This is a genomic window from Streptomyces sp. 2114.4 (assembly GCF_900187385.1).
Taxonomy (GTDB): domain Bacteria; phylum Actinomycetota; class Actinomycetes; order Streptomycetales; family Streptomycetaceae; genus Streptomyces; species Streptomyces mooreae.
Window position 1 is genome coordinate 60,942 of sequence record NZ_FYEY01000001.1, and the last position, 26,706, is coordinate 87,647.

Annotated in this window: 25 protein-coding genes and 3 pseudogenes; 12 read left to right on the plus strand and 16 right to left on the minus strand. The window is 70.0% G+C overall.

Annotation, left to right across the window (positions count from 1 at the left end):
• Positions 1–32 precede the first annotated feature (32 nt).
• From CFW40_RS00270 to CFW40_RS37685, 4 genes and pseudogenes are all read left to right on the plus strand, one after another.
• Positions 33–705: pseudogene (locus CFW40_RS00270) on the plus strand (zinc-binding dehydrogenase).
• 73 nt (positions 706–778) lie between these two features.
• Positions 779–910 (plus strand): annotated as a pseudogene (locus CFW40_RS37680) (NADPH-dependent oxidoreductase); the annotation flags it as partial.
• A 15-nt stretch (positions 911–925) separates the two neighbouring features.
• Positions 926–1,816, plus strand: a complete 891-nt coding sequence (locus tag CFW40_RS00280) for an SDR family oxidoreductase (RefSeq protein WP_088795813.1) — start codon at positions 926–928, stop codon at positions 1,814–1,816.
• A 287-nt stretch (positions 1,817–2,103) separates the two neighbouring features.
• Positions 2,104–2,226, plus strand: a complete 123-nt coding sequence (locus CFW40_RS37685; RefSeq protein ID WP_371127225.1) for a hypothetical protein — start codon at positions 2,104–2,106, stop codon at positions 2,224–2,226.
• A gap of 12 nt (positions 2,227–2,238) precedes the next feature.
• Here the strand turns inward: CFW40_RS37685 and CFW40_RS00290 are convergent, their stop codons facing one another.
• Positions 2,239–2,946, minus strand: coding sequence for a carbon-nitrogen hydrolase family protein (locus CFW40_RS00290; protein WP_088795815.1), 708 nt, complete (start codon positions 2,944–2,946; stop codon positions 2,239–2,241).
• 162 nt (positions 2,947–3,108) lie between these two features.
• Entirely contained in the window at positions 3,109–3,786 is a 678-nt protein-coding gene (locus CFW40_RS00295) for a type III effector protein (RefSeq protein ID WP_088795816.1), read from the minus strand.
• 128 nt (positions 3,787–3,914) lie between these two features.
• Here CFW40_RS00295 and CFW40_RS00300 point away from each other — a divergent pair, with 128 nt between their 5' ends.
• The 4 genes from CFW40_RS00300 to CFW40_RS00315 all read left to right on the plus strand — a co-directional run bounded on the left by CFW40_RS00300 (position 3,915) and on the right by CFW40_RS00315 (position 6,461).
• Positions 3,915–4,349, plus strand: a complete 435-nt coding sequence (locus CFW40_RS00300; protein WP_088795817.1) for an Hsp20/alpha crystallin family protein — start codon at positions 3,915–3,917, stop codon at positions 4,347–4,349.
• Between the two features lie 73 nt (positions 4,350–4,422).
• Positions 4,423–4,818 carry a DUF2267 domain-containing protein gene (locus CFW40_RS00305; RefSeq protein ID WP_088795818.1) on the plus strand — a complete coding sequence of 132 codons (396 nt, stop codon included), beginning with the start codon at positions 4,423–4,425 and terminating at the stop codon, positions 4,816–4,818.
• Positions 4,819–4,878: 60 nt separating this feature from the next.
• Positions 4,879–5,313, plus strand: coding sequence for a DUF2267 domain-containing protein (locus CFW40_RS00310; RefSeq protein WP_256331688.1), 435 nt, complete (start codon positions 4,879–4,881; stop codon positions 5,311–5,313).
• A gap of 359 nt (positions 5,314–5,672) precedes the next feature.
• Positions 5,673–6,461: an SDR family oxidoreductase gene (locus CFW40_RS00315; RefSeq protein ID WP_088795820.1), complete on the plus strand. Its 789-nt coding sequence runs from the start codon at positions 5,673–5,675 to the stop codon at positions 6,459–6,461.
• A 99-nt stretch (positions 6,462–6,560) separates the two neighbouring features.
• Here the strand turns inward: CFW40_RS00315 and CFW40_RS00320 are convergent, their stop codons facing one another.
• Entirely contained in the window at positions 6,561–7,202 is a 642-nt protein-coding gene (locus CFW40_RS00320) for a carbonic anhydrase (RefSeq protein ID WP_088795821.1), read from the minus strand.
• A gap of 686 nt (positions 7,203–7,888) precedes the next feature.
• Between CFW40_RS00320 and CFW40_RS00325 the strand changes: the two genes are divergently transcribed.
• A complete protein-coding gene (locus CFW40_RS00325) occupies positions 7,889–9,307 on the plus strand; it encodes a hypothetical protein (RefSeq protein WP_088795822.1) in 1,419 nt (472 codons plus the stop codon).
• Between the two features lie 191 nt (positions 9,308–9,498).
• Complete coding sequence (locus tag CFW40_RS00330; RefSeq protein WP_143034607.1) at positions 9,499–9,705, plus strand: hypothetical protein; 207 nt, start codon at positions 9,499–9,501, stop codon at positions 9,703–9,705.
• Between the two features lie 30 nt (positions 9,706–9,735).
• On the opposite strand, the gene car is transcribed toward CFW40_RS00330, so the two are convergent.
• The 3 genes from car to CFW40_RS00345 form a co-directional block, all read right to left on the minus strand.
• Positions 9,736–13,257: a carboxylic acid reductase gene (car, locus tag CFW40_RS00335; RefSeq protein ID WP_088795824.1), complete on the minus strand. Its 3,522-nt coding sequence runs from the start codon at positions 13,255–13,257 to the stop codon at positions 9,736–9,738.
• A gap of 174 nt (positions 13,258–13,431) precedes the next feature.
• A complete protein-coding gene (locus CFW40_RS00340) occupies positions 13,432–14,142 on the minus strand; it encodes a FadR/GntR family transcriptional regulator (protein ID WP_088795825.1) in 711 nt (236 codons plus the stop codon).
• A gap of 130 nt (positions 14,143–14,272) precedes the next feature.
• Positions 14,273–14,470: a DUF6790 family protein gene (locus CFW40_RS00345; RefSeq protein ID WP_256331687.1), complete on the minus strand. Its 198-nt coding sequence runs from the start codon at positions 14,468–14,470 to the stop codon at positions 14,273–14,275.
• A 53-nt stretch (positions 14,471–14,523) separates the two neighbouring features.
• Here CFW40_RS00345 and CFW40_RS00350 point away from each other — a divergent pair, with 53 nt between their 5' ends.
• Complete coding sequence (locus CFW40_RS00350) at positions 14,524–14,811, plus strand: sigma-70 family RNA polymerase sigma factor (protein WP_305538871.1); 288 nt, start codon at positions 14,524–14,526, stop codon at positions 14,809–14,811.
• 93 nt (positions 14,812–14,904) lie between these two features.
• Here the strand turns inward: CFW40_RS00350 and CFW40_RS36890 are convergent, their stop codons facing one another.
• The 4 genes from CFW40_RS36890 to CFW40_RS00360 all read right to left on the minus strand — a co-directional run bounded on the left by CFW40_RS36890 (position 14,905) and on the right by CFW40_RS00360 (position 17,589).
• The gene (locus CFW40_RS36890; protein ID WP_176956269.1) at positions 14,905–15,051 is read right to left on the minus strand and encodes a hypothetical protein; all 147 of its coding nucleotides are present in this window, start codon (positions 15,049–15,051) and stop codon (positions 14,905–14,907) included.
• A gap of 246 nt (positions 15,052–15,297) precedes the next feature.
• Positions 15,298–15,783, minus strand: a complete 486-nt coding sequence (locus CFW40_RS36895; protein ID WP_176956628.1) for a hypothetical protein — start codon at positions 15,781–15,783, stop codon at positions 15,298–15,300.
• A gap of 383 nt (positions 15,784–16,166) precedes the next feature.
• Entirely contained in the window at positions 16,167–16,775 is a 609-nt protein-coding gene (locus CFW40_RS00355) for an NmrA family NAD(P)-binding protein (protein ID WP_218136813.1), read from the minus strand.
• Between the two features lie 142 nt (positions 16,776–16,917).
• Positions 16,918–17,589 (minus strand): polysaccharide deacetylase family protein, encoded by a 672-nt coding sequence (locus CFW40_RS00360; RefSeq protein ID WP_256331685.1) that lies wholly within the window; start codon positions 17,587–17,589, stop codon positions 16,918–16,920.
• Positions 17,590–17,677: 88 nt separating this feature from the next.
• On the opposite strand from CFW40_RS00360, the gene CFW40_RS00365 reads away from it, so the two are divergent.
• Positions 17,678–18,028, plus strand: a complete 351-nt coding sequence (locus CFW40_RS00365; RefSeq protein ID WP_088801815.1) for a helix-turn-helix domain-containing protein — start codon at positions 17,678–17,680, stop codon at positions 18,026–18,028.
• A 175-nt stretch (positions 18,029–18,203) separates the two neighbouring features.
• Here CFW40_RS00365 and CFW40_RS00370 read toward each other — a convergent pair whose 3' ends face one another.
• The 6 genes and pseudogenes from CFW40_RS00370 to CFW40_RS00395 all read right to left on the minus strand — a co-directional run bounded on the left by CFW40_RS00370 (position 18,204) and on the right by CFW40_RS00395 (position 26,420).
• Positions 18,204–22,571: a non-ribosomal peptide synthetase gene (locus CFW40_RS00370; RefSeq protein WP_088795826.1), complete on the minus strand. Its 4,368-nt coding sequence runs from the start codon at positions 22,569–22,571 to the stop codon at positions 18,204–18,206.
• A gap of 16 nt (positions 22,572–22,587) precedes the next feature.
• A complete protein-coding gene (locus CFW40_RS00375) occupies positions 22,588–22,887 on the minus strand; it encodes a hypothetical protein (RefSeq protein WP_176956627.1) in 300 nt (99 codons plus the stop codon).
• Positions 22,884–24,371, minus strand: coding sequence for an AMP-binding protein (locus CFW40_RS00380; RefSeq protein WP_176956626.1), 1,488 nt, complete (start codon positions 24,369–24,371; stop codon positions 22,884–22,886). The genes CFW40_RS00375 and CFW40_RS00380 overlap by 4 nt, the downstream gene beginning before the upstream one ends.
• A 180-nt stretch (positions 24,372–24,551) precedes the next feature.
• A pseudogene (locus tag CFW40_RS00385) lies at positions 24,552–24,833 on the minus strand (hypothetical protein); the annotation flags it as partial.
• A 645-nt stretch (positions 24,834–25,478) separates the two neighbouring features.
• Entirely contained in the window at positions 25,479–25,721 is a 243-nt protein-coding gene (locus CFW40_RS00390; protein WP_088795828.1) for a hypothetical protein, read from the minus strand.
• A gap of 240 nt (positions 25,722–25,961) precedes the next feature.
• Positions 25,962–26,420 (minus strand): SRPBCC family protein, encoded by a 459-nt coding sequence (locus CFW40_RS00395; protein WP_088795829.1) that lies wholly within the window; start codon positions 26,418–26,420, stop codon positions 25,962–25,964.
• Positions 26,421–26,706 lie beyond the last annotated feature (286 nt).

The window sequence follows — 26,706 nt, forward strand, 5'->3', positions numbered from 1 at the left end:
CTGACGAGCCGTCACGGCTCGAAGGAGGCGTCATGAGGGCTTTGACATGGCACGGCAAGCGCGACGTTCGCATCGACACGGTCCCCGACCCCGAGATCGTGGACCCGACCGACACCATCGTCCGCATCACCTCGACCGGAATCTGCGGGTCCGACCTGCATCTCTATGAGGTGCTCGGCCCCTACCTCGATCCCGGTGACATTCTCGGGCATGAGCCGATGGCATCGCCCTGCACCAGGGCGCAAGCAAGGTCATCGGCGTGGACCTCGTCCCCGAACGTCTGGCGCGGGCCCGCGCCCGGTGCACAGCCTGGACTTGAAGGAACACGAAAAGGATGTGGGCGAGGAAATCCGCAGCCTCACCGGAGGCCGCGGCACCGACGCCGTCATCGACGCGGTGGGCATGGAGGCACACGGCACGCCCATGGCCAAGGTGGCCCAGCAGTTCGCCGGCCTGCTGCCCGACGCACTGGGCGAGAGGATGTTGGGCCGAGCCGGCGTGGACAGCATGGCGGCCCTCAACACAGCCGTCGATGCCGTGCACCGCGGCGGCACCATCTCGCTCATCGGACTCTATGGAGGAGCCGTCGACCCCATGCCGATGCTGACGCTGTTCGACACACTGCCCCTCGAAGAAGGGCCGCGCGCCTATGCGGCCTTCCAGGCCAAGGAGGACGGCATGATCAAGACCGTTCTCACTCCCTGAAGCGGTAGGCGTCATCCGGTACGGAGTCCGTGCCACACCTGGCAAGCGCATCGACTCTCCAGGAGCCCCCACTGACCTCGGATTCTCCCTCGCACCAGGTGCCGTCACCTACTGGGTGGGCGAAGCCCAACACGGCACGGACTACCAAGACCTCGAACGGACTCCGGAATCCGTCGCATCGACAACACGGACCCGCGGCCAATAACGAAGGAGACCTAAAGTGGCAGGCGACAACAAAGCCGAGCAGAACCCGGTCACCAAGCACCCTCAGCCGGAGTTCGAGCAGCAAGACCAGGCGCACCCCGGCTGGACGGGGCCCATGGACCCGCCGCCTGACCACGGGGAGGACTCCTATCGGGGCAGCGGCCTCCTGGAAGGGCGCAAGGCCGTGGTGACCGGCGGGGACTCCGGCATCGGGCGAGCTGTCTGCCTGGCATTCGCACGCGAGGGCGCGGACGTCCTGTTCACCTACCTCCCGGAAGAAGGCAAGGAAGCCGGTGAAACCTCCCGCCACATCGAGGAAGCCGGACGTGCCGCCGTGGCGGTGCCCTGCGACATCCGCGAGGAAGAGCAGTGTGAGCGCCTCATCGAACGCGCGGTGACGGAGTTCGGCAGGATCGACATCCTCGTCAACAACGCCGCCTACCAGATGTCGCAGCCCGACGGCATCAGCGCCATCACCACCGAACAGTTCGACCGCGTGGTCCGCACCAATCTCTACGGCATGTTCTGGCTTTCGAAGTTGGCTGTGCCGCACATTCCTCAGGGCGGATCGATCATCAATTCCGCATCGGTGCAGGCGTACAAGCCCAGCCCGCACCTGCTCGACTACGCCATGACCAAGGGCGCCATCGTCACCTTCACGCAGGGGCTCGCTCAGATGCTGGCCTCCGACGGCATCCGCGTCAACGCGGTCGCCCCCGGGCCGGTGTGGACTCCCCTGATCCCGGCGACGCTCCCGGACACCACCACCTTCGGCAAGCAATCACCCCTGGGACGGCCGGCCCAACCAGCGGAAATGGCTCCCGCCTACGTCTTCCTCGCCTCACCGCAGGCTAGCTACATCACAGCGGAGGTCCTCAATGCCACCGGCGGAACACCACTTCCTTAGGGAACCGGCAGCCCACGCCCGACAGGACTCCAGCTGAACCGACATCAGACCGCCAACCACCTCGCTCCCTGCTGTACGAGTACGGCCCCGCGCCCCTGGACCTCTACGAGCATCCGAGCACCCGCTGACGCCGCGCCAACCGCGCCATCCGCTCCTACTTGCGGCGACGCAGCATCCGGCACGTGATCCCGGAGAGGAAGGGCCAGCAGGCCGGGCGCCGGAACCGGGGTGCACAGGGCGGCCGGCCCCCAAGTTTCGACCCCGCGCGGTACAGGAAGCGCAATAGCGTGGAGCGGGCGATCAGCAAGCTGAAACAGTTTCGGGCCGTCGCTACCCGCTCTGACAAGCGCGGATACGTCTGCCTGGGTACCGTCACCGCCGTCGCGGTCATCATCTGGTTCCGGGCGTGAGCCGAACGAGGCTCACCCGACGTCGGTCGTGACGACCATGGCCGTCTCCGTGTCGGCCTCCGCGATAAGGGCGCCGTCCGGAGCCCAGATGGAAGAACGGCCGCAGCCGGTCCACGGCCCTGCCGGTCCGACATGGTTGGCCAGCACGACGTACATGTTCGAGTCTTTGGCGATTCCCGGATAGATCGCCGCGAGTTCATCAACTCCGGCGCCAGTGCCGTACAGCGAGCTGGCCAGGTGCACCTGACACCCGTCAGTGGACCCACGCACGGTCAAGTCGGGAAAGTGGTTGTCGTAGCACGTGGCGAGCGCGAAGCGCACACCTCCGAACTCGAATCGCCCATCGTGCTGCCCGGCTGCGAAGGCCGCCTGCTCATGCTCGAACAGGTGCTGCTTCCGGTAGCTGGTGAGCAGCTCGCCGTCGGCCCCGAAGACCAGCGTCTCGATCGCGGGCCGTGGCCCGTCGGTGGCTGCTACGCAATTGACGACGGTGGCGATGCCGCTCTTCCGGATCACGTCCAGGCGCTGGTCTTCCGCCGTCGCCCAGAGGGCAGGATCAGCGAGTACGGCCTCAAGCTCGTACCCGGTCAAGGCCAGCTCGGGAAACACCACGAGCTCTGCACCCTGAGCGCGGGCCTGGCCTGCGAGAACGGTCATCTGCCGGACGTTGGCGGCCACGTCGGCCGGGACACAGGTGAACTGACCTGCTGCGATCTTCATGGAGTTCCATACTGCCACTCCACAACCTTCCAGCTCACCGCGGGTGCCTTCCATTACCCATGCAGGCCTTGATCGCACGAGGCTGCATCGGCCCCCCATCGCGGCCGCTGACCAGGTGGGGCGCGGCGGATGCACCACGGTGAGGGGCAGAGGCTCGGTGGCTCAGGTGGTGCGGCGCTGATGGTCACTTTGGTGGCGTAGTTGTTCGGCGTGCCGGGTGAGGGTCTCGATACGGGTGGCGAGGTCGGGGTGGTGGTGCTGGAGGTGCGGCGCGGCGGCCGCCAGCGGGGCGAGGAGGTTGGCGGCGTCGTTGTCGGCGAGGGCCTGGCTGAGGTGCTCCACGGGCGCGTGGGCGTGGGCGGGCAGGTGGGCGAGGGCGGTGATCTGCCCTGCGAGTTGGCGCAGGTCGGCGGCGTTGTCGCGGGCCCAGGCGGCGACGGTGCGGTTGGCGGCGCGGCGGTCACGGGTGGCTTTGACGCGCGCTTCGCCGGTGGTGTTGGCGGGGTCGGGCCGCAGGCGGAGGTAACGGCGCTCGGCGGCCTGGCGGCTGGCGACGCCGAGCGGTGGGGCCAGGTCCGCCCAACTCGCGCCCGCTTCCCGGGCCGCTTCGATCAGACCCGTCTCCCAGACGGCGAGCTGTTCGCGGACCTCGCGGAGCAGCATCAGGGAAGCCAGGGCCTGCTGGGGCGCTGCGGCGGGGGTGTGTGGTTCGTCGGCCTGCGCGGTGTGGGCGGTGTACATGGCTTCGTTGATGGCGTCCAGCGCCGCTGCGGCGGCGAGGAAGGGCACGGGGGCGGAGTGCTGGCTTGGGGACGGCGTGGGCTGATCGGGCCTGGGCACCGTGGTCCTCCGATCTTGTCACCTGATGGACGACGCTCCGGCTTGTCGTCGATTGGATGACATGCTACAACGGTGTCAGGTGAAGCGCATTGGCAGTTTCTGCCCGAAGTTTCTGGAGGTGTTTCGCGATGTTGATGCGCACTGACCCGTTCCGCGAACTCGATCGGCTCACTCAGCAGCTGATGGGCACGTCCGGCACTTGGTCACGGCCATCCCCGATGCCGATGGACGCCTACCGCGAGGGTGAGGAGTACGTGATCGCCCTCGACCTGCCCGGGGTGTCGACGGACGCAATCGACATCGACGTCGAGCGGAACATGCTGACCGTCAAGGCCGAGCGCCGCCCGGTCACCAAGGCCGACACCGTGCAGATGGAGCTCTCCGAGCGTCCGCTGGGCGTCTTCTCCCGCCAGCTCATGCTGGCCGACACCCTCGACACCGAGCACATCAAGGCCGATTACGACGCAGGTGTCCTGACCCTGCGCATCCCGATCGCCGAGCGCGCCAAGCCCCGCAAGATCAGCATCGGCGGGGAGACCACACACAAGCAGATCAGCGGCTGAGCGGATCACCCGGCGGGGCAGGCCTCTTCGTCCTCCCGGCCCCGCCCTCCGCGGACATGTTGGGGCCTCGAAGATGACACTGCGGTGGGAGGCGTTCCTGGCAGCTGTCCAGGAACGCGGCGAGTACGAGACGTCACAGGAAGCGGACCGGGTGGCCCGCGTCGTCCTGGCACTGCTCGGTGCGCACCTGGTGGGACACGAGCGTGCCGAGCTGGCCGCCCGGCTACCGGAGGCCTACGCCCTGATCCTGCTCAATCCGCTGCAGGCCGCTGAGCCACTCTCCGCCGAACGGTTCGTCCAGGCCACTGCGGCCTGGATCGAGGGCGCCACCGCGGAGACGGCGAAGTGGGATGTCGGGGCCGTCCTCAGTGTCGTGGCGGACGCGTCGGGTGAAGAGCTCATGCGGCGCGTGCTGCTCCAGCTCCCACCCGGATACGACCTCCTCTTCGGCCGTCCCCAGTCCGCATGACCAGCCCGCATTACGCACGTTCCACCCCAACCCTTTGACGAGAAAGGCGACACTTTCCCCATGTCCCTGCAGCCTGGACCGGTTCTCCCAGCACCGGGCATGACCTATGACCAGATGCTGGAGCGCGTCCGGTACGAAGGCGCCTACCCCACCCGCGAGCGAGCCGGAGAGGTCGTCCGTGCCGTGCTGGCCGCGCTGGGCCGCCAGCTCACCGGCGAGGAGCGCGTCGACCTCGCGGCCCGCCTGCCCGTCGAGGCCGCCATGGTGTTCACCTCCCAGATCCCCGACACCCACCAACTCACCGGCCGGGAGTTCGTCAGGGACCTCGCAGCACGCACCGGCGGCACCCGCGCCACCACACGCTGGGACACCGGCACCGTGCTCACCACCGTCGGCCAACTCGCCGGCCACGACCTCCTCACCCGCATCCTCGCGCAGCTCCCCTCCGGGTACGGGCTCCTGTTCGGCCGCGCCGAACTCACCCAGGCTGCCTGACCACAACCGCCCAGAAGGATCCGATGCCGGCCGAGGCGAGATACCAGCAGTACCGCTACGTGCCGGATCGAGCCGGCGCATCAGCACGGGCAGCCGCTGGCCAGCGCCCTGCCCAAGGCTCCTACTGAGCTGCTCACCACGGCCGACACCGCCCCTGCCGGGCTGCCCGCCCCCCGGCAGGGGCGGGCAGCCGCGGCAAACTCCGCCCCCCGAGCGGTGCACCGGTCATGAGAGCCGCACGGACGGCAAGCCGGGCTCGGCTCGAGGTGTCAGGAGCCATGAGGGAGCGGCGACGGTGACTGCCACTCTTACGGCGATTGCGGAACGATCGGGGCCGCAATCGATGTCATCGTGCGGCCATGACTTCCTCGACGGGCTCACCTGATACGTCCACTCGACCGCTAGCCGGATGCGGTGCCCTGGTCACCGGTGGATCGCGCGGTATCGGCCGCGCGATCGCCCGCCGGTTGGCCGCAGACGGCGCCACAGTGGTCTTCACGTACCACACGCAGTCCGAGGCGGCCGACACGTTGATCGCCGAGATCGCTGAGCTGAACGGCAGGGCCTACGCCCTCCAGCTCGATCTGGCCGCACCGGAGCAGGTCACCGAGGTGTTCGCCGCGGCCGACAGAGCATTCCATGAGGCCGGGGCGGGCGGGCTGGACATCCTGGTGGCCAATGCCGGGGTGTTCACCAGCGCACCCATTGCAGAAACCACGCTCGACGAGTGGGAGCGCGTGATGGCCGTGAACGGGAGAGGTACGTTCTTGGCCCTTCAGCACGCCGCGACCCGCATGCGCGACGGCGGGCGGATCATCACCCTCTCCACGGTCGGCACGCATTGGCCCAGCCAGGGCGAGGCTCTCTACGCAGCCAGCAAGGCTGCCGTCGAACAGCTCACCCGTGTCGCATCCCGCGAACTCGGACACCGGGGCATCACGGCCAACACCCTCTCGCTCGGGCCGACCGACACGGACCTCCTCCGGGCGGGCGCCCACCCGGACGCGCTGGACGGTGCCGCTGCCATGACCGCGCTCGGCCGGATCGGCCGACCCGATGATGTGGCCAGCCTCGTGGCCCTGCTCGTCCGCGCGGACAACCGCTGGGTCACCGGCCAGAACATCCGCGCCGACGGTGGCCTCACCTGATCGGGCAGACCGGACGCAGCTCGTGCCGCGAGTCGTCGGTGCCGGCCCTCCCCCGCCCCGGCACACCTCACAGCCCCGCACCAGCCCACGGGGGGGCGGTCAGGACGCTGCGGGAGCTGCCGCGTCGAGGCCGCGAGAGGCGACGAGCTCTGCACTGCCGTCGGCCAGGCGGTAGCACAGGCCCACCACAGCGGCCTGTTTGGCGGCGACCTTCTCGGCGAGTACCCGGGAGCGGTCCAGCAGCAAGTCGACGGTGTGCCTTATGTGCTCGGCCAGAATCTCCTCGGGCTCAACCTGTCCGGCAGCCCGTGCTGCCAGCACGCTGGGGGTCACGCGCTCGACGACGTCCCGAATGTATCCGGCCGGTTGCACGCCGTTCTCCAGGGCGGCGCACGCTGCGCCCACCGCGCCGCACGAATCGTGGCCGAGGACCACGACCAGCGGGCAGTCCAGTACCTCCACGCCGTACTCGATGCTGCCCAGCACTTCCGCACCCATGACGTGACCTGCAGTGCGTACCACGAACAGGTCTCCCAGACCGCGGTCGAAGATGATCTCGGCGGCCAGCCGGGAGTCGGAGCACCCGAACAGCACGGCGAAGGGCTGCTGGGAGGGGGCGATCGCGGCGCGACGGGTGGCGTCCTGGTTGGGGTGTTCGGGGGTGCCGGCGACGAAGCGCCGGTTACCGGCCAGCAGCAGCTCGAAGGCGTCGCGGGGCGTGGGGGTGCTGATCTCGGTCATGCTCGCAGCCTAGGACTCGGCACCAGCCGCCGCACGGCCTGGTTCTGCCGGGTCGCCGGGGCGGGCCAGGCTGACGGCCGAACGAGGGCGGGCCGCCTAACGAGGGCGGGCCGCCTGGGGTCACTCACCGCCCACTGCGTTCCGGCCTGCCCAGCAGCTGAGCCACGTGTCCTACGTTCCGTCCTCGGTCTGCTCCGCGAGCTGGTTGGCTGCCTCGTCGCGCCGACGAGAACCTGACGGGGGGAGCCGTTCCATCAGCTCGGGACCGGTGCCGCTGCCAGGCCCGGTGAGTTCACGCGGGTCGGCCGGCGCGGGGCGATGATCCGCGGCTCGGCAAGCACTTCGCTTGGCAACACCTCAGGTGCATCCTGCAGGCGCAGACGAGGGGCCCTCGGCTGCGACGGTTTGGCAGGCCTCCGCGTCGAGGGCGACCGGCCTGTGGAACGAGGGCGCGCCCCGTCCGATGGAGCGCTGCCGCATACCGTTGGCCAAGCTCAGCGGCCACGCTGGCCGCATGACGCGCTGCCTGGCGAACGGTGTCGACGAGCCTGCCCCCACTGGCCGGCCCATAGCGCGAGGCTGGGACGATGTCCGGCAGTGGCCCGCTCCCCGGGGCCTTGAGCATTGAGCGACCGAGCAGACGCGTATACAGAGCCGACCAGCGGCAAGGTGGACCCATCACAGACATGATCGATACTCCTGCCGCCCGGAACCAGCGGCTCATTGAGGCATGGGGGCGCGTCTCGGCGGCCTCGGACGGTGCCGCAGCGGATCCGCTCGTACGGGACTGCGCCCGCCACCTGCTCGCCGACCCTGGTGGCGAGCAGGCGCATCTGTGGACGTTCGGGCTGGTACGGATGGCCGGCTACCTCGCCTGGCGGCCGGGACCGGAGGCTGCCCGGAGTGCGCTGGACGCGCTGCTCGCCGTCGACCGGGCCTTGAAGGAAATGCCGTGCCCCCATACCTCCCACCCGTATGAGGACGCCTTGAAGGAACTCCTGGCGGACGAGGTGTGGCTGGCCGGGCCCGAGCTGAAGAGCCTGGTAGGCCCGGCGCCCGAGGGCGACACCTGGCGCTGCCCGGCCAACGTGGCCGGCTTCGCCCGGCTCACCGCCGACGTCCTCGACCCGTTCACGGTGGGCGGCCTCCCCGAGCGGATCCCCGCCGCCCACACCAGCAGCCTGAGCAGGCTGTCGTCGCTGCTCAACGGCTATCCCTACGGCGACCCCGGCGAGGAGCTGTCCTTCCAGGCCGGCGCCCTCCCCCGCCATCCGACGAAGGGGGTGCTCGCCGGGTATGTCGTCACCCTGCACGCGAGCCAGTGGTACGCGGCCTCCGGCTTGATCACCGAGCAGCCCGTGCTGGACGACATGATCACGGGCCTGGAGGCGGCGCTGCCACTCCTGCGCGGCACCTCCTGCCCGCACACCGCCGCCGAGCACCCGAAGCCGTCCGGCGACCCGAGCGGCGACGCCATGACCGGCTACTTCCTGCGCAGTCCCGGCGGCCGGGCCGAGCTCCGGGCATGGAGCGCCGACGAGCTCCTGAAGGGGTGGCTGTGCCACGGCTTCCTGCGCGGCCTCGCCGAGGAGGCACTGAGCAATCTGCGCTACGCGCGGGACTCGCTCGTCGCCACCCGGGACGACCGTCTCCTGGACGGCACGTACACCCGCGCCGACGGACGGCTCGACATCGGCGCGCTCACGCACTGCTTCGACGCGGCGGAGTACGACAAGTCCTGGGAGGCCGAGAACGCCGTGCGCTGGGCCGCGCGGCGGTACGCGGCCACCGGGGACGACAGCCCGCGGGAGCGTCTGGTGCTGCTGCTCCTGGTCCTGTGGTGCGCGGAGGCCGTCGAACTGGCGCCGGACGTCGGCGAGGAGATCCGGGAGGTGCTCGTCGGCGTCCGGACCGCCGCGCCCGACGCGGTGTGTGCGCACGGCGAGGCCCATCCGCCCGCCTACCCGGACTTCCAGACGCACCTCAACCACCTCTACGCGCCGGCTGAGTTCGCCGCCCCGGAGGAAGCCCGGGGCGCCGAGGCCTGGGGCTGCCCCCGGTATCTGACCGGCCTGGCCGAGGAAGCGCTCGACACCCTGGCGTGACCACGGGACCCACCAGGCGGGTCAGCCGGAGTGGGTGATCACCCCGGTGACGACCCACAGCAATCAGTAATCAGTAACGGGAGTCATCCACCGAATACGCGACACCTCAACATGCGGCCCATCAGTCCCGAGGCCCCCTCCGGCCGGTCGGCCGGGCCGAACCGCTGCTCGTGCTGCCGGTGGAGCCGGCCGTGCTCGAGCACTGCGGACCGCCCTCCGAGGCCGACCGCGCCTACGGCGCGCCGGCTGCCCACGTCGCGCGCCACGCCTTCGCGGTCGACGGCCCGCTCCGCGAGCACCACCTGGTCGGCCGGCACCACACCCCGGACCGCACTGTGCGGACCGAGACCGGCCGGCCGGTCTTCCTCACCGGCGCCGCTGGCCCGGAGGCAGCGTGACGATGCCGTCCGCCGACGCACAGGCGCGCGTCAAATCAGGTACTGCGCCCGGAGGTCAGCCACATACTTGGTGATCAGGGCCGGTGACAGACGAGGGATGTCGTTCTCCTCGTCGAGGGCTGCGGCCCGTACCGCCGCACGGAACCGTTCCGCCGGCAGGGCGGACCCGGGCAGTGACTTCTGCGGCTCGGCGAAGGCGTGCAGCAGAGGAAGCAGCGAATGTTGCTTCTGGTGGTCGGGCAGGCCCCGCAGGGCGGTCTCGAAACGGTCGAGCCACTCTGCGTGGTCCTGGACGCGGGTCAGGGGGTGCCCGGCTGCCATCAGCCAGTCGACGAACGTGTCGAGGGAGATGCCGTCCTCGTGCGGGTTGACCACGTTGTAGGTCCGGTGGCCCTCTCGTGCGTCGTCACCCAGCGAGGTGATCGCCCGCGCGGTGAAGTCCACGGGGAGTGCGTCGTAGTGTGCGCTGCCGTCCCCCGTGTCGCGGGCGTAGAAGCTGCCGGGTGCGATGCCTGTCGCCAGCAGGCTCAGCAGGAGGCGGGTGAAGACGTCCGGGATGTTGAGCTGGCCGCGGTAGCGCGGGTGCGCGAGGATCAGGTTCGAGCGGAAGACTGCGACCGGCAGCCCGAACCTTTCGTGCGCCTCGTGCAGCAGCACCTCGCCGGCCCATTTGCTGGCCGCGTAACCGTCGGCGTAGTCACCTTCGAGGACGCGTGTCCGGCAGGCGGTGCGGATGTCCGCCGACTCGTCGGCCGCTGACTCGTTCCCGAAGACGACGGCGACCGTCGACAGGTAGGTGAACTGCTTGATTCGGGAGGTGACCGCGAGCCTGATCAGTTCGGCTGTTCCCCGTACGTTGGGACCGAACAACTGGTCATAGGGCAGGACATGGTTGACCAGTGCCGCCGGGTGGACGATCAGGTCGACGGTGTCGGCCAGCCACTGCCAAGTCCTGTCGTCGAGGCCGAGGTTCGGTTCCCCGATGTCGCCGGCGATCATGTGCAGATGCCGGGCGGCGAGGTCGTGGTAGCGCTCCATGAGTTCCGGGTCGCCGCTGTCGAAGGCCGCCTCCAGCCGTGCCCGGGCCGTCTCGGCGGAGGAGCCGCGGACCACGCACACCACCGTGCCACCGCGCTGCGCCACGCGCTCCAGCCATTCGAGACACAGAAAACGGCCCAGGTAGCCGTTGGCGCCGGTCAGCAGCACGGTCCGGGCCTCGGGCAGCGGACCGGCCGGCCGTTCGGCCCGCCCGATGGCCCGTGCGTCGAGGAACGCGTCCAGCCGTAGGTCGGCCGCGTCGAGTCGCGTCGCGTCAGGGCCGTGGAGGCTGTCGGCGGTAGGGCGGCGGTGTTCCGACGCGAGCGCCCGCTCGATGTGGTCGGCCACCCGTCGCAGCGTGTTGACCGGGTTGATGACCACGTCGACAGGAACATCGACGCGGTAGATCTCCTTCAGCAGCTGGGAGAAGGACAGTGCGGTCAGGCTGTCACCGCCGAGGTCGAGGAAGCGTGCGTCGGGCTCCAGGTCGCCGTTCCGCTGCCCGAGGAGCGCCTGTGCGGCCCGGAGCACGGTCTCCGGTACGGGCTGGTCGGGGCCGAGCCGGCGCAGTGCCCGCAGTTCGTCGGCCTCGCGGTCGGTCAATTCGGTGTACAGCGCTTCGAGGTGCTCGCCGTAACGCTTCGTCAGGGCGGGCCGCAGCGGTTTGCGCATTCCGGAGAGCAGTCCGTTCTCCTGGGTGAACGGCTCGCTCTCGATGAGGAAGTCCCTGGGGATCTCGTAGGAGTTCAGTCCCGCCTCGGTGGCGAGTTGCTGCAGGGACTCCCGCAGGACCGGCCTGATGCGCCGGGGGTCCCCGTCGGCGCGGTCGAGGGCGTCCTGCGTCGGCACGACGACCGCGAGCAGGTAGGCGCGGGCGCTGTTGCCGTAGAGGAAGATCTGCCGGACGACCGGACTGGCGCTGAAGAGCGCCTCCAGGCGGGAGACCGTGACGAATTCGCCCTGTGACAGCTTGAGGACGTTGGAGCGGCGGTCGACGTACCTCAGCGTGTCGGGGCCGACGCGGGCCATGATGTCGCCCGTGCGGTAGAAGCCATCCTCGTCGAAGGCCTCGGCGGTGGCGTCCGGGCGCCGGAAGTAGCCGGGGACGAGCCGCTCGGACCTGATCAGCAGTTCGCCCCTGGGGTGCGGTGAGTCGGTCGCGAAGTATCCCAGCTCGGGTACGTCGGCCAGCTTGTGGTCGGTCACCGGCGGGCGCAGCACCTGGCCGTCGAGGGAGACGATGCCGGCTTCCGTCGACCCGTAGCCGTCGGACAGCCTGACGTGGAGGCAGTTCTCGACGAACGCCGTCAGCTCGTCGCTCGGTGGAGCGGAGGCGGTGACGGCCCACAGGAGGCGGCCGCCCATGACCTTCTCCCGCAGCTCCTCCCTCACCTGCTCGGCTGCATCGCCGTCCGGCTCGGTCCGGCGGGACAACTCGGCCCGGTAGTACTGGAAGAGCATGTCGGAGATGCGGGGAACCATAAGGAACTCGGTGGGTCGGACCAGCGAGAGGTCTTCGAAGAGCGTCGACAGGTCGCTGGACGCCGTGAAGCAGGCGAGGCCTCCCTTGGCGAGCGTGCTGAACAGTACGCCCCTGCCCATCATGTGGCTCAAGGGCAGGTAGTTCAGCACGATGGAGGGCCGAACCGCTTGGCCGGGTACGAAATCGATCCAGAAGTGCCTGACCAGGCGCTCGGTGTACATGGCGCCCTTGGGGGTGCCGGAACTGCCCGAGGTGTAGATCAGTGCGCTGAGCGCGTCGGCTGCCGACCCGTCGGGAACCTCGGGGAGCGACGGCAGCGTCCTTCCCCGGTCGATGACCGATGCCAGTGTGTCCAGGGTGACGCCTCGGTCCTGCGCCGCGAGCCGGCCGCGCGCGGAGTCCAGCTCCTCCTGGTGGGCGGTGATCTCGGAGTGATGGCCGATGAGGATGATCCGGCCCAGCGAGGGGGCGTTCGCCGCTATGTCGATCGCGACCGCCACGTGGTCGACGTGCGCCACGAGCAGGCGCGGTCCGGTCTGCTCGACGATGGGGGCCAGGTGTAACGCCGAGGTACCGGCCTGGAGGGGAACGGACATCATGCCGGAGCGGATGCAGGCCAGCTCCACCACGGTGTACTCGGAGCTCGTGGACCCGAGAACGGCGACGAGGTCACCCGGTCCCATCGCGTGTTCGGGGTGGTGCCGCCACTCGGAGGCCACCGCGCCCACCCGTTCCCAGAGTTCGCCGTAGGTGAGCGTGTCGAACCGCTTCAGCAGGCGCAGCGTGGTCCGGCCTGTCTCCGGGTCGGTGACCGGCTCGGTGGCACGCTCGCCCAGGGCGGGACGGTCGGCGTACCCCTTCATCACCGTGGCCACCAGGGCGGCGAGCGGCAGTCCGGGCCGCCGGATCGCCTCGGTGACGGCTTCCAGGGGCGCGGTGTCACGGAACTGCGCGTCGGTCGCGGACAGGTGGGCGTTTAGCCGGTCGGTACGTGCGTTGAGTTCGGCGGCGGAGGGTCGGGAGTGGGACACGAGTGGTCTCCTTTTCGGCCGTGAAAGCCCGTTCGGGTGGGGGCGTTGCCGTGTGGGCAGGGTGTTCGTGTCAGCGGGAGGGCGCACGCAGCCGGCGGTCCCGGCCCGCGCCGTATCCGGCGACCGCCGTGGCAATGCCCAGGACAGCCGGTACGGCGGAGGCCGGCCGCGCACTCACCGGTCCTCCGCGGCTCGTGGTGTGCCGGTCTCGTGGCCGCGGGTGAGCTGGACGATCGCGGCCGCCGCGGCACGGGCGCCGCCCGCGTCCCGGGCCTCGATCGCGTCGACGAGCCGGCGGTGCAGGCGGGCGTGCTCCTCGGCATGGACGGCGTCCCAGGGCAGGCCCCCCAGGGACGAGGTGAGCGCCGTGCCGAGGTAGTCGTACACCTCGATCAGCAGGTCGTTGCCGCTCGCCTGGACAACGGCCCGGTGGAACAGCGCGTCGACGTTCGTGGCCGCGGACGTGTCCTCATCGGCGCAGGCCGCGTCGGCGTCGGTCAGGAGCTCCCGCAGCTGCTGCAACTGACTCTCGTCGCGGCGCAGGGCCGCGGCTTGGGAGGCGTACTCCTCCAGAACGCTCCGCAGCTCCAGCACGTTGTCCCGCCGCGCGGAGCTCGCCCGCCGCACCATGACCGACTGCAGCTCGCTCGATGAGCGGACGTAGGTGCCGTCGCCGGCTCGGGGCTCCAGCAGACCCAGGTGCACCAGCGCACCGATCGCCTCCCGCAGGGTGCTGCGTCCGACGCCGAGTTCTTCGATGAGGACCTGTTCCGGCGGGATCCGCGTCCCCACCGGCCACCCGCCGGACTCGATGTGGGAGCGGAGACTGTCAACGAGCTGAGCGGAGAGGCTGGCGGTCCGCCGTGGTGCGCTGATGCGTTTCATGGCAGCACTCTATACAAACATCAGACGTTTGAACATGGGGTACTGACTCGCAGTCAGCCCACCACGTCTGCGCTTCGTGCGGCCGGCCCCTCGCCGCGGATCCGCCGGGCGACGGCCCCTCGCCGCCGTGTCAGGCGGCCGGGCGGACGGTGGGGCCGCGGCCCGAGCCGGCGCGGCGGACATCCCGGGCGGCCAAGGCGATCATCACGGCGGGAATCAGAACGTCGTTGGCGAGGGTGCCACCCGTGTTTCCGGCGGCGTGGTCGCCGTGGGCGAACCACTGGTAGACGTGGCCGATCGCGGCTCCCCACAGGAACGCGGCGGCCACCGGCCCATCAGCATGCGGTTCCGGCCAGGTCGAGGGCGGAGACAACGGCAATCATCGAGCGGCCCCTACAGACCTCCGGGCCCCCACAGCAGACGGGAACCGTCGCCGATCTCGTCGGCACCGACGATCCCGCCCTCGTGCTGGCCGAGAACATCCAGGCCCTCAAGCCGCACCTGGCCGAGCTCGACGAGCGCGAGCGCATCCTCCTCGAGCTCCGCTTCGGCGCCGAGATGACCCAGACCGAGATCGGCAAAGAGCTCGGCCTCTCCCAGATGCATGTCTCCCGCCTCATCACCCGCATCTGCGCACACCTGCGGGAAGCGATGCTGGCCGACGACTGACCGCACAACCCTCAGCTGCCGGACGCAGCCTGCTGCCTCTCTCCAGGCATCGAGCTGCGTCCGGCGTGCGTCCCGTCCACGCGGGGCCGAGGTTCAACGGCCGACCGCTCGGCACAGCTGAGCCTTGTTCACCATGCGGGCGGCGATCTCCTTGGCCCGCTTCTGCGAAGTGCCACGCTCCTCGGCCTGCTCCGTGATGTGCTCGTACTGCCGTTCACGCTTCTTGCTGGACCCTGCCAAGCGTGTCGAGCACGTCGAACACGACGGCATCGGTCTCTGGCTCTGGTTGCGTGCCGAGCGGCGCGTCGGTTCAGGGTGCTCGGATGGCTTGACGTGTGCGCGTGGCGCGAGATCCGAGAGACATTCGGCAGTCTTCAGGGAGTGCGCGACAAGAAATTCAGCGCGAAGAACTCGGGCGCGGACCAGGAGTTCGCGTTGGTGCACTGAATCACTGGTTCGCCGAATACCGCGTATCAGCAGACAAGGTCACGCGATCCGATCTGCCAGTTCGACGACGGCGATCAGGTTGCGGGGGCAGCGCATCGCTTCGGCGAAGTCGGAGTCGTGCGGAGGTTCGTCGTCCGGGACATCGGGATCGGGTTGCCAGTCGTCCATTTCCTGGGTGTAGGACATGAGGCCCAGCAGGTCGGTCGGGACCTGGAGCGGCTCGTCGTCCACGCACGGGTGCGTGTCGTGCCCACAGGCATGCACGTGCCGGCGCAACTCGGCCCCTGCCTTCGCCAGTGCCGCGTCCGCGCGCGGCCTGAGCCCCCGCTCGTCGTACCAGTGCATCCACGGCAGAGAAGCGACGACCCCGAGCACCCAGTAAACGGTCGCCTCGCTGCCGAGGTCGGCTTCGAGCTCCTCGACGCATCGCTCGATCGGTTCGTGCGGGTCACCGCAGGGGTGGTCGTACAAGACGCTCGAGAGATCGCTGAGGAACTCGTCGATGTCCTTCCAAGATCCAAACATGGAGTGAAGGACGCGACAGGCCCAGGCCCGGTTCCCGGGATCGGCACGTCCCGTGGCACTCGCCGGCGGTCCTGCGATGTCCCGACCCGTGCCGGGGCGGCGGCCGTCGATCAGCTGCCGCCGAGGCCAGAGGGGCGGCCGCCTCGCCCTCGTTCCGGCAACAACGGCTCCAGCGCCGCCCACTGCTCGTCCGTGAGCTCTCCCCGCCCCATGAACCTTCCTCGGATGGACCTTGGTGGGTGTCACAGCGGGTTTGCCCGTCTCAGGCCGGCGTCGATCCCGGTCCGCAGCGACGAGCCCTGTTCCGTGTGTCTGCGTTCGGAGTTGACGTGGTGGTGGTCATGCCGTCCATCCGGTGTGGTGCAGCCAGTCCTTGAAGGCCATCAGGTCGGGGTGCAGACGGCGCAGGAGGTCGATGTCCCGGTCTCGGGGGGGAGATGGAAGGTCAGGCCGCCCCTGCCGTTCGGCCGGGGGGTGAGTCGGTCTCGCAGGTTCTCGAAGTACGGCGCCGTGGTCAGCACCGAGACGTGGTCCGTGTACCAGCCGTCGGTCTCCTTGCGGAGCATTTCCTCCGACCGCATCAGGTCGATGTGGGCTGCGACTGCGGCTTTGCTGTCGAAGTGCGGGACGGGGTTGCCGGTCAGGGACACCGCGCTGTCCAACGAGGACCAGATGAAACGCTCCACGCCGGCCCGCTCCGCGGCGGCCAGCAAGTGCAGTCCTTGCTGATACTCGCCCACGGCGCTGCCCGTCGCGAAGAAGTCGGTGTTGGCGAACACGCGGTCGGCCTGCCCGATCAGGCCCTCGAGGGCCGCCGAGTCGGAACGGACCAGTCGCACGCGGTCGGGCGCGAGGGCGGCGAGTTCGGTGGCGTGAGCGGACTCCGGGTGGCGGCTGGGGACGGTGATGGTGGCGTCGGTGGTGGCCAACAGGTGTTGGATCACGTGGCTGCCCATGGCCCCGGTGCCGCCGACGACGAGGACGTGGGTCATGGCGTTCTTCCCTGTGTCAGGACGTGTTCGGCCACCTGGGCGTGGGTGGCAACCCAGACGTCGCCGGACTCGCGGATGTGGTCGAGGATCTGGCCGACCATGCCCGCGAGGAGCGGTCGGCCTGCGACGTGGGCGTGGATGGTCAGGCGGCGCCTGGGCCGGCCTCGGCGAGCAGCTGGTTCAGTAGCTCACGGTGCAGGTCGCGGTAGGTGTACGGGCCGGCCGCAGCGTCGCGGACGTCGGAGTGGTCGCTGTGCATGAGGGAGACCAGCGGACCGTGAGCGGTGGACAGGACCTGCGGGAGGTCATGGTCGCCGTGGTCGCCGGTCCAGCGGTAGCCGGCCTCGGCGAGCAGGTCGTCAGTGTGCCTGGAACCGGTGGCGCGTGGGCTCATCCACCCCGTCGGGCGAACGCCGGTGACTTGGCCAAGGAGGGCGGTGCAGCGACGGATGTCGGTCCGCTCGGCATCGGCATCGAGGAGCGCGGGCACCACGTCCTGAGCCCAGGAGTGTGCGGCGATCTCGTGACCCGCCTCGTGCACGGCCATGACGGTCTCGGGGTACCGCTCGGCGACCAGTCCATTGACGCCGACGGTGGCGGGCAGGTCACCGAGGACGTCGAGCAGCCGCCAGATGCCGGTGGTGACGCCGTAGTCCGCCCAGGAGGTGCTGTGTGTGTCGTCGATGCCGGGCAGCGGCCACGCCGCGGCCATCGGCGCGTAGGCGGGCCAGTGCCCTGGTGACCACAGTTCCAACGCGACGGTGACCAGCGCGACGACCTTCCGCCCGCCCGGCCAGCCGGTTACTGCTCTCATTCGGTTCCCCTGCTCGTTGGCTTCCGCCGTCGACGCTACTGAGGCGGTGGGTACCTCCAGGTTCCTGGCAGTGGGCTACCGTCGGGGCATGCGTGAGTACTCCGGCAGCGTCTTCCTCGCCGACTGCCCGGCTCGGCTGGCGATCGAGATCATCGCCGACAAATGGGCGGTGGTCGTGCTGTTCGCGTTGAGCCGCAAACCGTGCAGGCACGGCGAGTTGGTCGACCTGATCGGCGGCATCTCGCGGAAAGTGCTGACCCAGACGCTGCGGCGGCTGCAGGGGTACGGTCTGGTCGACCGCCACGCCGAGGCCGGGAAGGTCGAGTACGTGCTGACAGACCTGGGCCGGACGCTGGTGAAGCCGATCGCCGTGCTGACTGAGTGGGCTCACGAGCACGGCGCGGCCGTGGTGGGATTCCGAGAGCCCGAAACGGACTGAGCCTACTGGGTCTCGTGGAAGTGATCCCGGTCCATGCCGGGCGGAAGCGCTGATGTACCTCCGGCCGTTCCGTGTCGGTCTGCTCCTGTCCTCGATGCCTTGGGCGTCACCGGCCTCAACGAGTTCGCGAGGGAGATGCGGACATCGTCGGCATCGCGGCCGGTGGCAGCTGTCATCAGGCCTCTCCTGCCGGGTGGGTGCCGGGCTCCCGCGGAAGGTCCACCAACGGGCCGGCTGGAGCGGAGGCGGGCGGGGGCGGCGCTGCGCCGGGTTCCGGGAGCCATCCTGTTGCGGTGAAGTAGGCGACGCAACGGCCGAACAGCTCCCGGTCGATCTCGGGGCGCACTATGCCCGTTGGGGCCAGCGCGGCGTCGGTGGCGGTGGGGTCGAAGGCCAGGCTGCCCTCCGATCCGCCGCCGGTCAGTTCCGCGGCCAGCGTGCCCAGGAGCGGGAACGCCGCGTTGCCGGGGTTCGCGCCGATCCGGTCCAGCCACGCTTGCGGGGAGACCTCGGGCAGGTGGTACCCCATGGTTCGCAGCCAGTCCAGCGTCGTCTCCAGGCGCAGCGGGCGGCCTGCGGCGAGGTGGAAGGTCCGGCCGGTGGTGCCTGGGAGCAGGGACAGAGCCACCATGGCATCAGCGACGTAGTCCACCGGTGCCAGGTCGAAGGCGGTGTCGACCTGGGCGGGTGCGGTCCGGGCCTGGATGCAGCCCTTGAGCATCAGCCACAGGTAGTCACTTGTCTGGCAGGCGCCGGTGCGGCTGTGGCCGGCGATGCGGGTCGGCCGGTACATCGTGACGGGCAGTCCTCGCCGGCGGGCTTGTTCGACGAGCCCTTCGGCGACCCATTTGCTTTGGGTGTACCCGTGCTCCAGCGCTTCGGGTGGCCCTGTCGGGTGCTCCGGGCCGATCGGGTGCGGGGACCTGCCGGCGTACACGCCCACGGTGGAGACGTGGTGGACCGGGACGGTGCGGTGGCGCGCGGCCAGCCGGAGGATCTCGGTGGTGCCGTCGACGGTTGCTGCCTTGAGCTGTCCGTACGAGGAGACGAGGTTGACCGCCGCCCCCACGTGGTGCACCGCGTCCACGGTGCGGGCGAGGTGGTCGAAGGCGTCCTCGGACAGGCCCAGCGACGGCCGGGCAAGATCACCGTGAACCACGGTGACCCGATGAGCGCAGCGCTCGTCCCACAGCCCGTAGGTCTCCAGGGCGCTGCGCAGCCGCTTCGCGGCGTGCTCCGGGTCGGTGCCGCGGACCAGGCAGTGCACGGTGGCGTCGGTGCGGTTCAACAGGGCGCGCAGGGTGAAGGCGCCGAGGAAGCCGGTGGCTCCGGTGAGCAGGACATGTGCCGGGGCTTGCGCCGCCGGGGCCGTCTTCGGCGCCGGGACGATGTCGGCGGGCAGGTCGACCTCGGCGGGCAGGTCGAAGGCCTCTGTGACGTCGTCCCCGTCGACCAGGGCGGCCAGGGAGGCAACCGTCGCGGACGCGGAGACCGCGCCGGGCGGGATCCGCACGCCCAGTTCCTCGCGGATCCTGAGGACGAGCCGGGTGGCCAGCAGGGAGTGGCCGCCCAGGGCGAAGAAGTCGTCCCGGACGCCGATGCGGGTGATGTCCAGCAGTTCGCTCCAGATCCGGGCGATCCGACGCTCGGCAGGGGTGGCGGGCGCGGCAAAGGGTGTGGAGGACTGGGTGTCCAGTTGCTCCGGGCGGGGCAGGGCGGCCCGGTCCAGCTTGCCGCTGGGGGTCAGGGGAAAGCTCTCCAGCTTCAGCACGGCGGCCGGGACCATGTACTCGGGGAGGCGTTCGGCCAGCGCCTTTCGCACTGCGGTGGGGTGTGGAGCGGCTGCGTCGTCCGCGGTCGTGAGGTAGTGGGCGACCAGGCGGCGCCCGAAGGGGGACTCCTGCGCCACCACGGCGGCATCGGTCACCGCGGGCAACGCCCGCAGGACGGCCTCGATTTCGCCGGTCTCCACCCGATGACCGCGGATCTTGACCTGGTCGTCCCCCCGCCCCAGGTACTGGAGCCGGCCGTCGGGGAGGTGCCGAACGAGGTCGCCGGTGCGGTAGAGCCGCGAGCCGCCGCGCAGGACGAATTTCTCGGCGGTCAGGTCGGGGCGGCCGAGGTAGCCGTCGGCCAGTACGGGTCCTGCGACGCACAGTTCGCCCGTCGTACCGGGTGGGACCGGGCGCAGCGCTTCGTCGAGGACGAGTATCTGCGCGCCTGCGATCGGGCGGCCGATGGAGGGCAGGTCCGGCCAGGAGGCTGGGTTCTTCGCGAGACGCTCGGCGACGACGACGTGGGTCTCGGAGGGGCCGTAGTGGTTGTCCAGCACTGCGCTGGGCGCGCGCGACCGGAAGAACTCCCGCAAGGCCGGGGTGGCGAAGAGCTGCTCGCCCGCGGTGGCCACCTCGCGCAGCTGCGGCAGGGTCCGGCCGGTGGCGCAGGCGTACTCGGCGAGTTGCTGCAGGGCGACGAACGGCAGGAAGAGCCGCTCCACCCCCTGGGCCGCGAGGAGGTCGAGGAGGCGGGCGGGGTCGCGGCGGATTTCGTCGTCGACCATGACCAGGGCTCCGCCGGTCGTCCAGGTGCTGAACAGTTCCTGGAAGGCCACGTCGAAGCTGAGCGGGGCGAACTGCAGGGTGCGGGTGCCGGTGCCTGCGGCGGACCGGGCGCGCTGCCAGGCCAGCAGGTTGGCCAGAGCGCGGTGCGGCATGGCCACGCCCTTGGGCCGGCCGGTCGATCCGGAGGTGTAGATCAGGTAGCCGAGGTCGTCCGGGCTCGCCGCGGGCAGCGGTACGGCGGGGGCGGGCGGAAGGTCGTCCACCACGACGGGCTCGGCGTCCACCAGGCCCACCAGGTCGCGCTGGGTCAGTACGGTCTTGATCCCACTGTCGGCGGCCATGAAGGCGAGGCGGTCGGCCGGGTAGTCGGGGTCGAGCGGCAGGTAGGAGCCGCCCGCCTTGAGCACGCCCAGTACGGCGACGGCCAGTTCCGGCGAGCGGCGCAGACAGATCCCGACGGGTTGTCGCGCCGCGCCCCGGGTCACGAGATGGGCGGCGACGTTGGCGGCAGCCGTTTCCAGTTGGGCGTAGGTGAGCATCCGGTCCCGGTGGACGACCGCGGGGGCGTGGGGGGTGCGGCGTGCCTGAGCGGCGACGATCTCGTGGGCGAGCGGGCGGTCGCCGGTCGGCTCCGGACCGTGCGTCCACTGTTGGAGGAGGGCGTGCTCCTCGGGAGGAAGGATGTCCAGCTCGGCCAGTGACCGGTCGGGGTGGGACACGGCGGCGGTCAGCAGCGCTGTCAGGCGTGCGGTGAGCCGCTCGGCGGTGATGCGGTCGAAGAGGTCGGTGGAGAACTCCCAGTAGCCGTGGAGGCCGCCCGCCTCGGGAACCATGTGGAGGAAGACGTCGTACTTTGCCGTGCCCCGGTGCACGTATAGCCGCTCAGCCGTGACGCCGGGCAGGGCCAGGGCCGGGGCGGGCGCGTCGTCGAGACCGAACACCACCTGGAAGAGCGGGAAGCGGCCGGTGGACCGCTCCACCTTCAGGTCGCGGACCAAGCGGGTGTAGGGAACGTCGCGGTGCCGGACGGCGGCCCACACCGCGGCCTTGGTCCGGGCAGTGAGCTCGGCGAAGGATGCGGTGGGGTCGAGGTGCTGGCGCAGCGGCATGACATCGGTGAGGCAGGCCAGCATCGGCTCAAGGCGTTCGTCGTCCCGCCGGGAGACGGGGGTACCGATGACTACGTCCTGCCGGCCCGACGACCGGGCCAGCAGCGCGCCCAGGGCGGTGGCCAGCACGGCGAAGGGGGTGGCCCGGGCCCGGCGGGCCAGTGCTCGCACACCTGTGACCAGGCCGGGCTCCAGGGTGAACTCCACGCGGTCGCCGCCGGTGCCCAGCACGGCAGGCCGCGGCCGGTCTGCGGGGAACGAGGACTCCTGCGGTGCTCCGGCCAACGCGCGGCGCCAGTGCTCCAGGGAGGCCCGGGTGGGGTCGGGGCGTTCCTGGACGTACGGACCGAACTGCACGGGCAGCTCGGGCAGGCCGGGGTCGGAGCCGTCCAGGGCGGCCCGGTAAAGGGCGCTGAATTCGGTGTCCAGCAGACTCCAGCACCAGCCGTCGACCACCGCATGGTGGATGGCCACGACCAGGACGGCGTCGCTGCTCTTGTGGGTGTCCAGCTGGAGCAGGGTCGCCCGCAGCAGCGGCGGTCGGTTCAGAGCGACCGGCCGGGCGGCTGCTTCGGTCAGTGCGGCCGGCAGCTGCCCGGGGGCGAGGCGACGGATCTCCAGCTCGACCGGGCCCGGCGGGAGCACGGTCTGGCGCGGCTCTCCGTCGACGAGATGCAGGCGGCTGCGCAGGGCCTCGTGCCGCGCGACGATGCCGTCCAGCGCGGCTTGCACGGCGGCCGGCACGACGCGGGCGCCGCGCAGCCGGTACGTCCAGGACTCCAGGTAGCGGGAGGTCCCCTCCTGGAACTGGTCGTTGAGCCAGATCGACTCCTGTTCGCAGGACATGGGGTAGCTGGGGAGGGTGTGCGGCATGGCGAGCGGTCCTCGGTCAGAGCCAGGCGGGCAGGGCGCGGCGGTCGAGCTTGCCGTTGTCCGTGGTGGGCAGGGACGTGCAGCGCCGGACGGTGCGGGGTACCAGAGGGGCGGGGAGCCTGGTGGCCAGGGCACGACGCACCACGGCCGGGTGGGAGGGATCGTCTCGGTCCTTCGAGGTGTAGAACAGCGCAAGGTGTGCGTAGCCGCCTGTCGGCGCCGGGACGGGGATGACGGCTGCCTGGCAGACGCCGGGGACTTGGCGTGCGGCGGTCTCGATCTCGTCCGGTTCCACGCGGTGGCCGGCGATCTTCACCTGCCGGTCGGTCCGGCCGTGGAAAGACAGCGTCCCGTCGGGTCCAGAGTGCCCAGGTCGCCGGTCCGGTAGAGGCGTACGGGGGAACCGTCGAGGGGGAGGGTGACGAAGGACGTGGCGGTGGCCTCCGTGTCGCCCAGGTAGCCGAGGGCCAGGCCGTCGCCGGCCAGGCAGATTTCTCCTGGCTCGCCGGGTGTGGCTGGGTGGTCGCCGTTGAGGATGTGCACGGTCGTGCCCGGCACCGGCAGGCCAACGGGGATGTCCTTGTCGCGGGTGCAGTCGGCGGCGGTGACTTGGTGGGTGGTGGCGAATACGCAGCTTTCCACCGGTCCGTAGCCGTTGATCAGTACGGTGTCCGGGTAGCGGGCCAGGAAGCGGCCGGCGTGCGCGGGCGAGATCCGTTCGCCGCCGGTCAGGACCTGCCGGATCCCGGCGAAGCAGGGGCGGTCCGGGGAGTCCTCGTCCACGAAGAGGTTGAACAGGGACGAGGTCAGCCACACGGTGTCCACGCCGGCCCTGGCGACCAGACCGGTGAGGGCGTCCGGGAGAAGGTAGTCGGAAGGAGCGATGGCGCAGGTGCCGCCGCTCGTCAGCGGGCCCCACAGCTCCAGGCTGCAGGCGTCCCAGGGGGCCGGAGCCGCTTGCAGGACCACTCGCCCGGGGCCGAAGTCCGCGAACGAGCCACCGTGGGAAGGAAAGAGGCGGGTGGTCGCGCGGTGGGGCGAAAGGACGCCCTTGGGGACGCCGGTGGTACCGGAGGTGAAGAAGACCACGGCGGGGTCGCCCGGGGCGACGGTCACATCGGGCGGGGCGATGCGCCGGGCCGCTGCCTGTTCCAGGCTTTCGGCGGGCGGGGCCCACGCCTGCGGCATGCCGCCTTCGGCCACCGTCAGGGGGGCACGCAAACGGGAGACGATGTCGTGGATCCGCTGGGCGGGCCAGCGCCGGTCCAAGGCGGCGTAGGAGGCGCCGCACTTGAGGACGGCCAGCAGCACCGCGACGAGTCGGGGTGAGCGGGGCAGCAGGACCGGTACGACGGAGCCGGGCTGCACTCCGGCCTCGGCCAGCTCCCTGGCGTAGGTGTCCGATGCGGCGTCGAGGGTGGCGTAGTCGACGCGTTCGTTCCCGCAGATCAGGGCGAGGGCGGTGGGACGCAGACGCGCCTGGTGGGCGACGGCGGCGTGGAGGGAACACGGGGCGGAAGGTATCCGTTGAGCGACGGGTGTCGCTGGGTTGCCCGGGTCCGGGGCGAGCCCGGCGGTGAAATCGATGAGGGTGTCCGCCTCGAACAGGTCCTCGGGGATGGCGTGTAAGTTCAGGTCCTTGCTGAGTCGGGCGCAGATCCGTATGGCCTGCAGGGAGGTTGCCTCGAAGTCGTAGAAGCTTTGGGTCCCGTCAGGCTCGGGAACGCCGAGTACCTCGGCGATGATCTCCAGTGCGGCTTTTGCGGTCCTGTCGGTCGAGGCAGGCGACGATACGGGCACGGGGCATCCTGATGACGGGCCGTTGCTGGGCACAGGGGTGGAGTGCGTTGAGGGCATGACGGGGCTGTGATTCCTTGAGTGGGGCGGGCCGGTTGATCGTGGTGGTAGGTGGGTGGCGCTCGTGGGCGCGCCGCCGGGCGGCCGCTCGTTGTGAGCCGGCCGTCTGCCGTCGAGGCGAGGTCAGATGAAGTCGAGCAGGTCCGCCAGCGGCGTGGGGACGTGTTCGTGTGGGAGTGCGTCGACCAGCACGCGGCCGTAGTGGACCTTGCGTCCTTTCTTGGTGCCGAGAAACCGCCGCAGTTGCTGATGCGGGCTGCGGCCCCGCTGCGCGGGCTGCGACAGGAAGATCCGCAGGGGGCGCAGGTCGCCCTGCTGCTGGATGAGTTCGGTCACCCGTGCCACGCCCAGGGCGCGGATGAGCTCGTCCTCCAGGTCCTCGTCGCACACGAAGAAGTGCGGCGGCACTGGGTTCCCGCTTCGCCGAAGAACAGCAGGTCGGGGCGTAGTGCTCGGCCGGCTCCGCCGGCCCGGCGACAGGGGCGGCCTCGAAGAACTCTGTCGCCGGCAGGTCCACGGGGAGCACGGTCCGGATGCGGGCGAGGAGGTCCATGGCCCTCGTCGGCGTTCTTCGTGGTCTTGTTCTCTGCTGCGGAGGCCGGGCCGGGCATGGCCGTGGTGGCGGCGAGGGGCAGCAGGACGGAGAGAACCACCTTGGTGCGTAAGGTGCGCATCGATTCCCCTTGCGGATAGCCCTCCTGACCCGGAAAACATTCGATCGACTGTTCGTAGGCCGGTGGGTGGATCCTTACAGACCGGGGACGCACCTGTCCTGAGCTTTATGGTTTTTCGGTGATGACGCGGTAAACGACCACATGCGGAGTTTTGCCCTCCGCGATGTTGGTGCCGCCCTGGTCACGGGCCGCGTAGACACCGGAAACGGTCACGGCCGCCCCGGCCCGGCAAGCCGGCATTGCCTTGTCCGCTCCGCAAGGGAGGCGAGCCGGGCAACAACTCCTCACTGTGCGGAACAGACCATCGCGAGGACCGCGGGTCCGGGACCGCACTACTGGAGCGGGGGCCGCCGAGCAGGAGGAAGGCCTGTGCGGGTTAATCGTCGATGCACTTGGGGTACTTCGAGCCCCGGTAGCAGTCGTGGTAGTCGTACTTGCTGACCCGGAACTTCTTCTCCTTGCCCTCCTTCTTGGGATCGACGACCAAGTAGAACTTCTTCCCGTCCTTGGTCTTGCCGGTGACCCGGCCTTCAGGGCCTTTGCCGAAGTCCTGTGCACACCCGGCAAGTGCCAGGCCGGCGACTGCCACGAGGACGGGGACGAGACTGAGGCGACGCATGTCGTGCTCCGATCAACTGTGAAGACGCAGGCAGTCTAGGTGCCGTCCCGTAGTCGCTGATCACGGGGTAGATGATCTTTCCGTGGTCAGGCGTGATCAGAGCATCGCAGCTTCCTGGAGAGCCGGTTCCCCAAGGTTGATGCCGCGTCAGTGTGGTGAGCCGGCCGGTCATCGCGCTATCGCGGCACGAGGGGCCGGCCCCTGCGCGCAGGGGCCGGCCTGGAGTCTCCCGCGACTGGGTCAGCCGGGCTGGATCCGGCCGCGCCAGGCTCCGGATTCGACGCCTCGGTGCTCGATGTATTCCTTGAAGCGCCGCAGGTCGCCCTTGACCCGCCGTTCGATGGTTCCCGACACGTCGGCGGCCTTCTCCGCCACGCCCGAAGGCTCGATGTCCATCACCAGCTCCACCCGGGTATGGGTCTCATCCAGACGCTGGAAGCTGACCAGGCCCTTCTGCTGTGTCTCGCCGGTGGTGGTCCGCCAGGCGATACGGTTGTCCGGGAGCTGGTCAATGATCTCGGTGTCGAACTCCCGCTGCACGCCGCCGATTTTGACGGTCCAGCGGTTGCGCTCGTCGTCGAGCTGGGTGATCTTCTCGACACCCTCCATGAACTTCGGGAACTCCTCGAATTGCGTCCACTGGTTGTAGGCGGTGTGGACCGGGACCTCGACGTCCACCGTTTCCTTCACCGTGCTCATTGCTACGCCTCCTCAGTGGTGACTCACGCGGGTGGCGAAGCCCGCGACGCGCATCTCGCGCAGTCGAGCGGGTGCCCGGTGACTGGCGTCTTAGACAGCGACCGCACGGCTTTCGGGTCTTGCGCACTCGCAAGGCCGGCTGTGGAGTCCCGCCGCGGACGACTCCCCTGGTGCCCGCCTGGCGCACGGCGGCAAGATGGAGCTCCGGGTATGGCACCACGAGCAGGACCGCACCCTCGCGAACTCATACGTCGCGGCGATCAATCACCGAGGTCGCCCTCAACCA

What these genes read in the sequence shown, in the direction of transcription:
- CFW40_RS00290 (WP_088795815.1), bottom strand. Translation starts at nt 2,946, where the DNA reads ATGAAGATCGCAGCAGGTCAGTTCACCTGTGTCCCGGCCGACGTGGCC.
- CFW40_RS00300 (WP_088795817.1), top strand. Translation starts at nt 3,915, where the DNA reads ATGTTGATGCGCACTGACCCGTTCCGCGAACTCGATCGGCTCACTCAG.
- CFW40_RS00305 (WP_088795818.1), top strand. Translation starts at nt 4,423, where the DNA reads ATGACACTGCGGTGGGAGGCGTTCCTGGCAGCTGTCCAGGAACGCGGC.
- CFW40_RS00310 (WP_256331688.1), top strand. Translation starts at nt 4,879, where the DNA reads ATGTCCCTGCAGCCTGGACCGGTTCTCCCAGCACCGGGCATGACCTAT.
- CFW40_RS00315 (WP_088795820.1), top strand. Translation starts at nt 5,673, where the DNA reads ATGACTTCCTCGACGGGCTCACCTGATACGTCCACTCGACCGCTAGCC.
- CFW40_RS00320 (WP_088795821.1), bottom strand. Translation starts at nt 7,202, where the DNA reads ATGACCGAGATCAGCACCCCCACGCCCCGCGACGCCTTCGAGCTGCTG.
- CFW40_RS00325 (WP_088795822.1), top strand. Translation starts at nt 7,889, where the DNA reads ATGATCGATACTCCTGCCGCCCGGAACCAGCGGCTCATTGAGGCATGG.
- CFW40_RS00340 (WP_088795825.1), bottom strand. Translation starts at nt 14,142, where the DNA reads ATGAAACGCATCAGCGCACCACGGCGGACCGCCAGCCTCTCCGCTCAG.
- CFW40_RS36895 (WP_176956628.1), bottom strand. Translation starts at nt 15,783, where the DNA reads ATGTTTGGATCTTGGAAGGACATCGACGAGTTCCTCAGCGATCTCTCG.
- CFW40_RS00355 (WP_218136813.1), bottom strand. Translation starts at nt 16,775, where the DNA reads ATGACCCACGTCCTCGTCGTCGGCGGCACCGGGGCCATGGGCAGCCAC.
- CFW40_RS00360 (WP_256331685.1), bottom strand. Translation starts at nt 17,589, where the DNA reads ATGAGAGCAGTAACCGGCTGGCCGGGCGGGCGGAAGGTCGTCGCGCTG.
- CFW40_RS00365 (WP_088801815.1), top strand. Translation starts at nt 17,678, where the DNA reads ATGCGTGAGTACTCCGGCAGCGTCTTCCTCGCCGACTGCCCGGCTCGG.
- CFW40_RS00370 (WP_088795826.1), bottom strand. Translation starts at nt 22,571, where the DNA reads ATGCCGCACACCCTCCCCAGCTACCCCATGTCCTGCGAACAGGAGTCG.
- CFW40_RS00390 (WP_088795828.1), bottom strand. Translation starts at nt 25,721, where the DNA reads ATGCGTCGCCTCAGTCTCGTCCCCGTCCTCGTGGCAGTCGCCGGCCTG.
- CFW40_RS00395 (WP_088795829.1), bottom strand. Translation starts at nt 26,420, where the DNA reads ATGAGCACGGTGAAGGAAACGGTGGACGTCGAGGTCCCGGTCCACACC.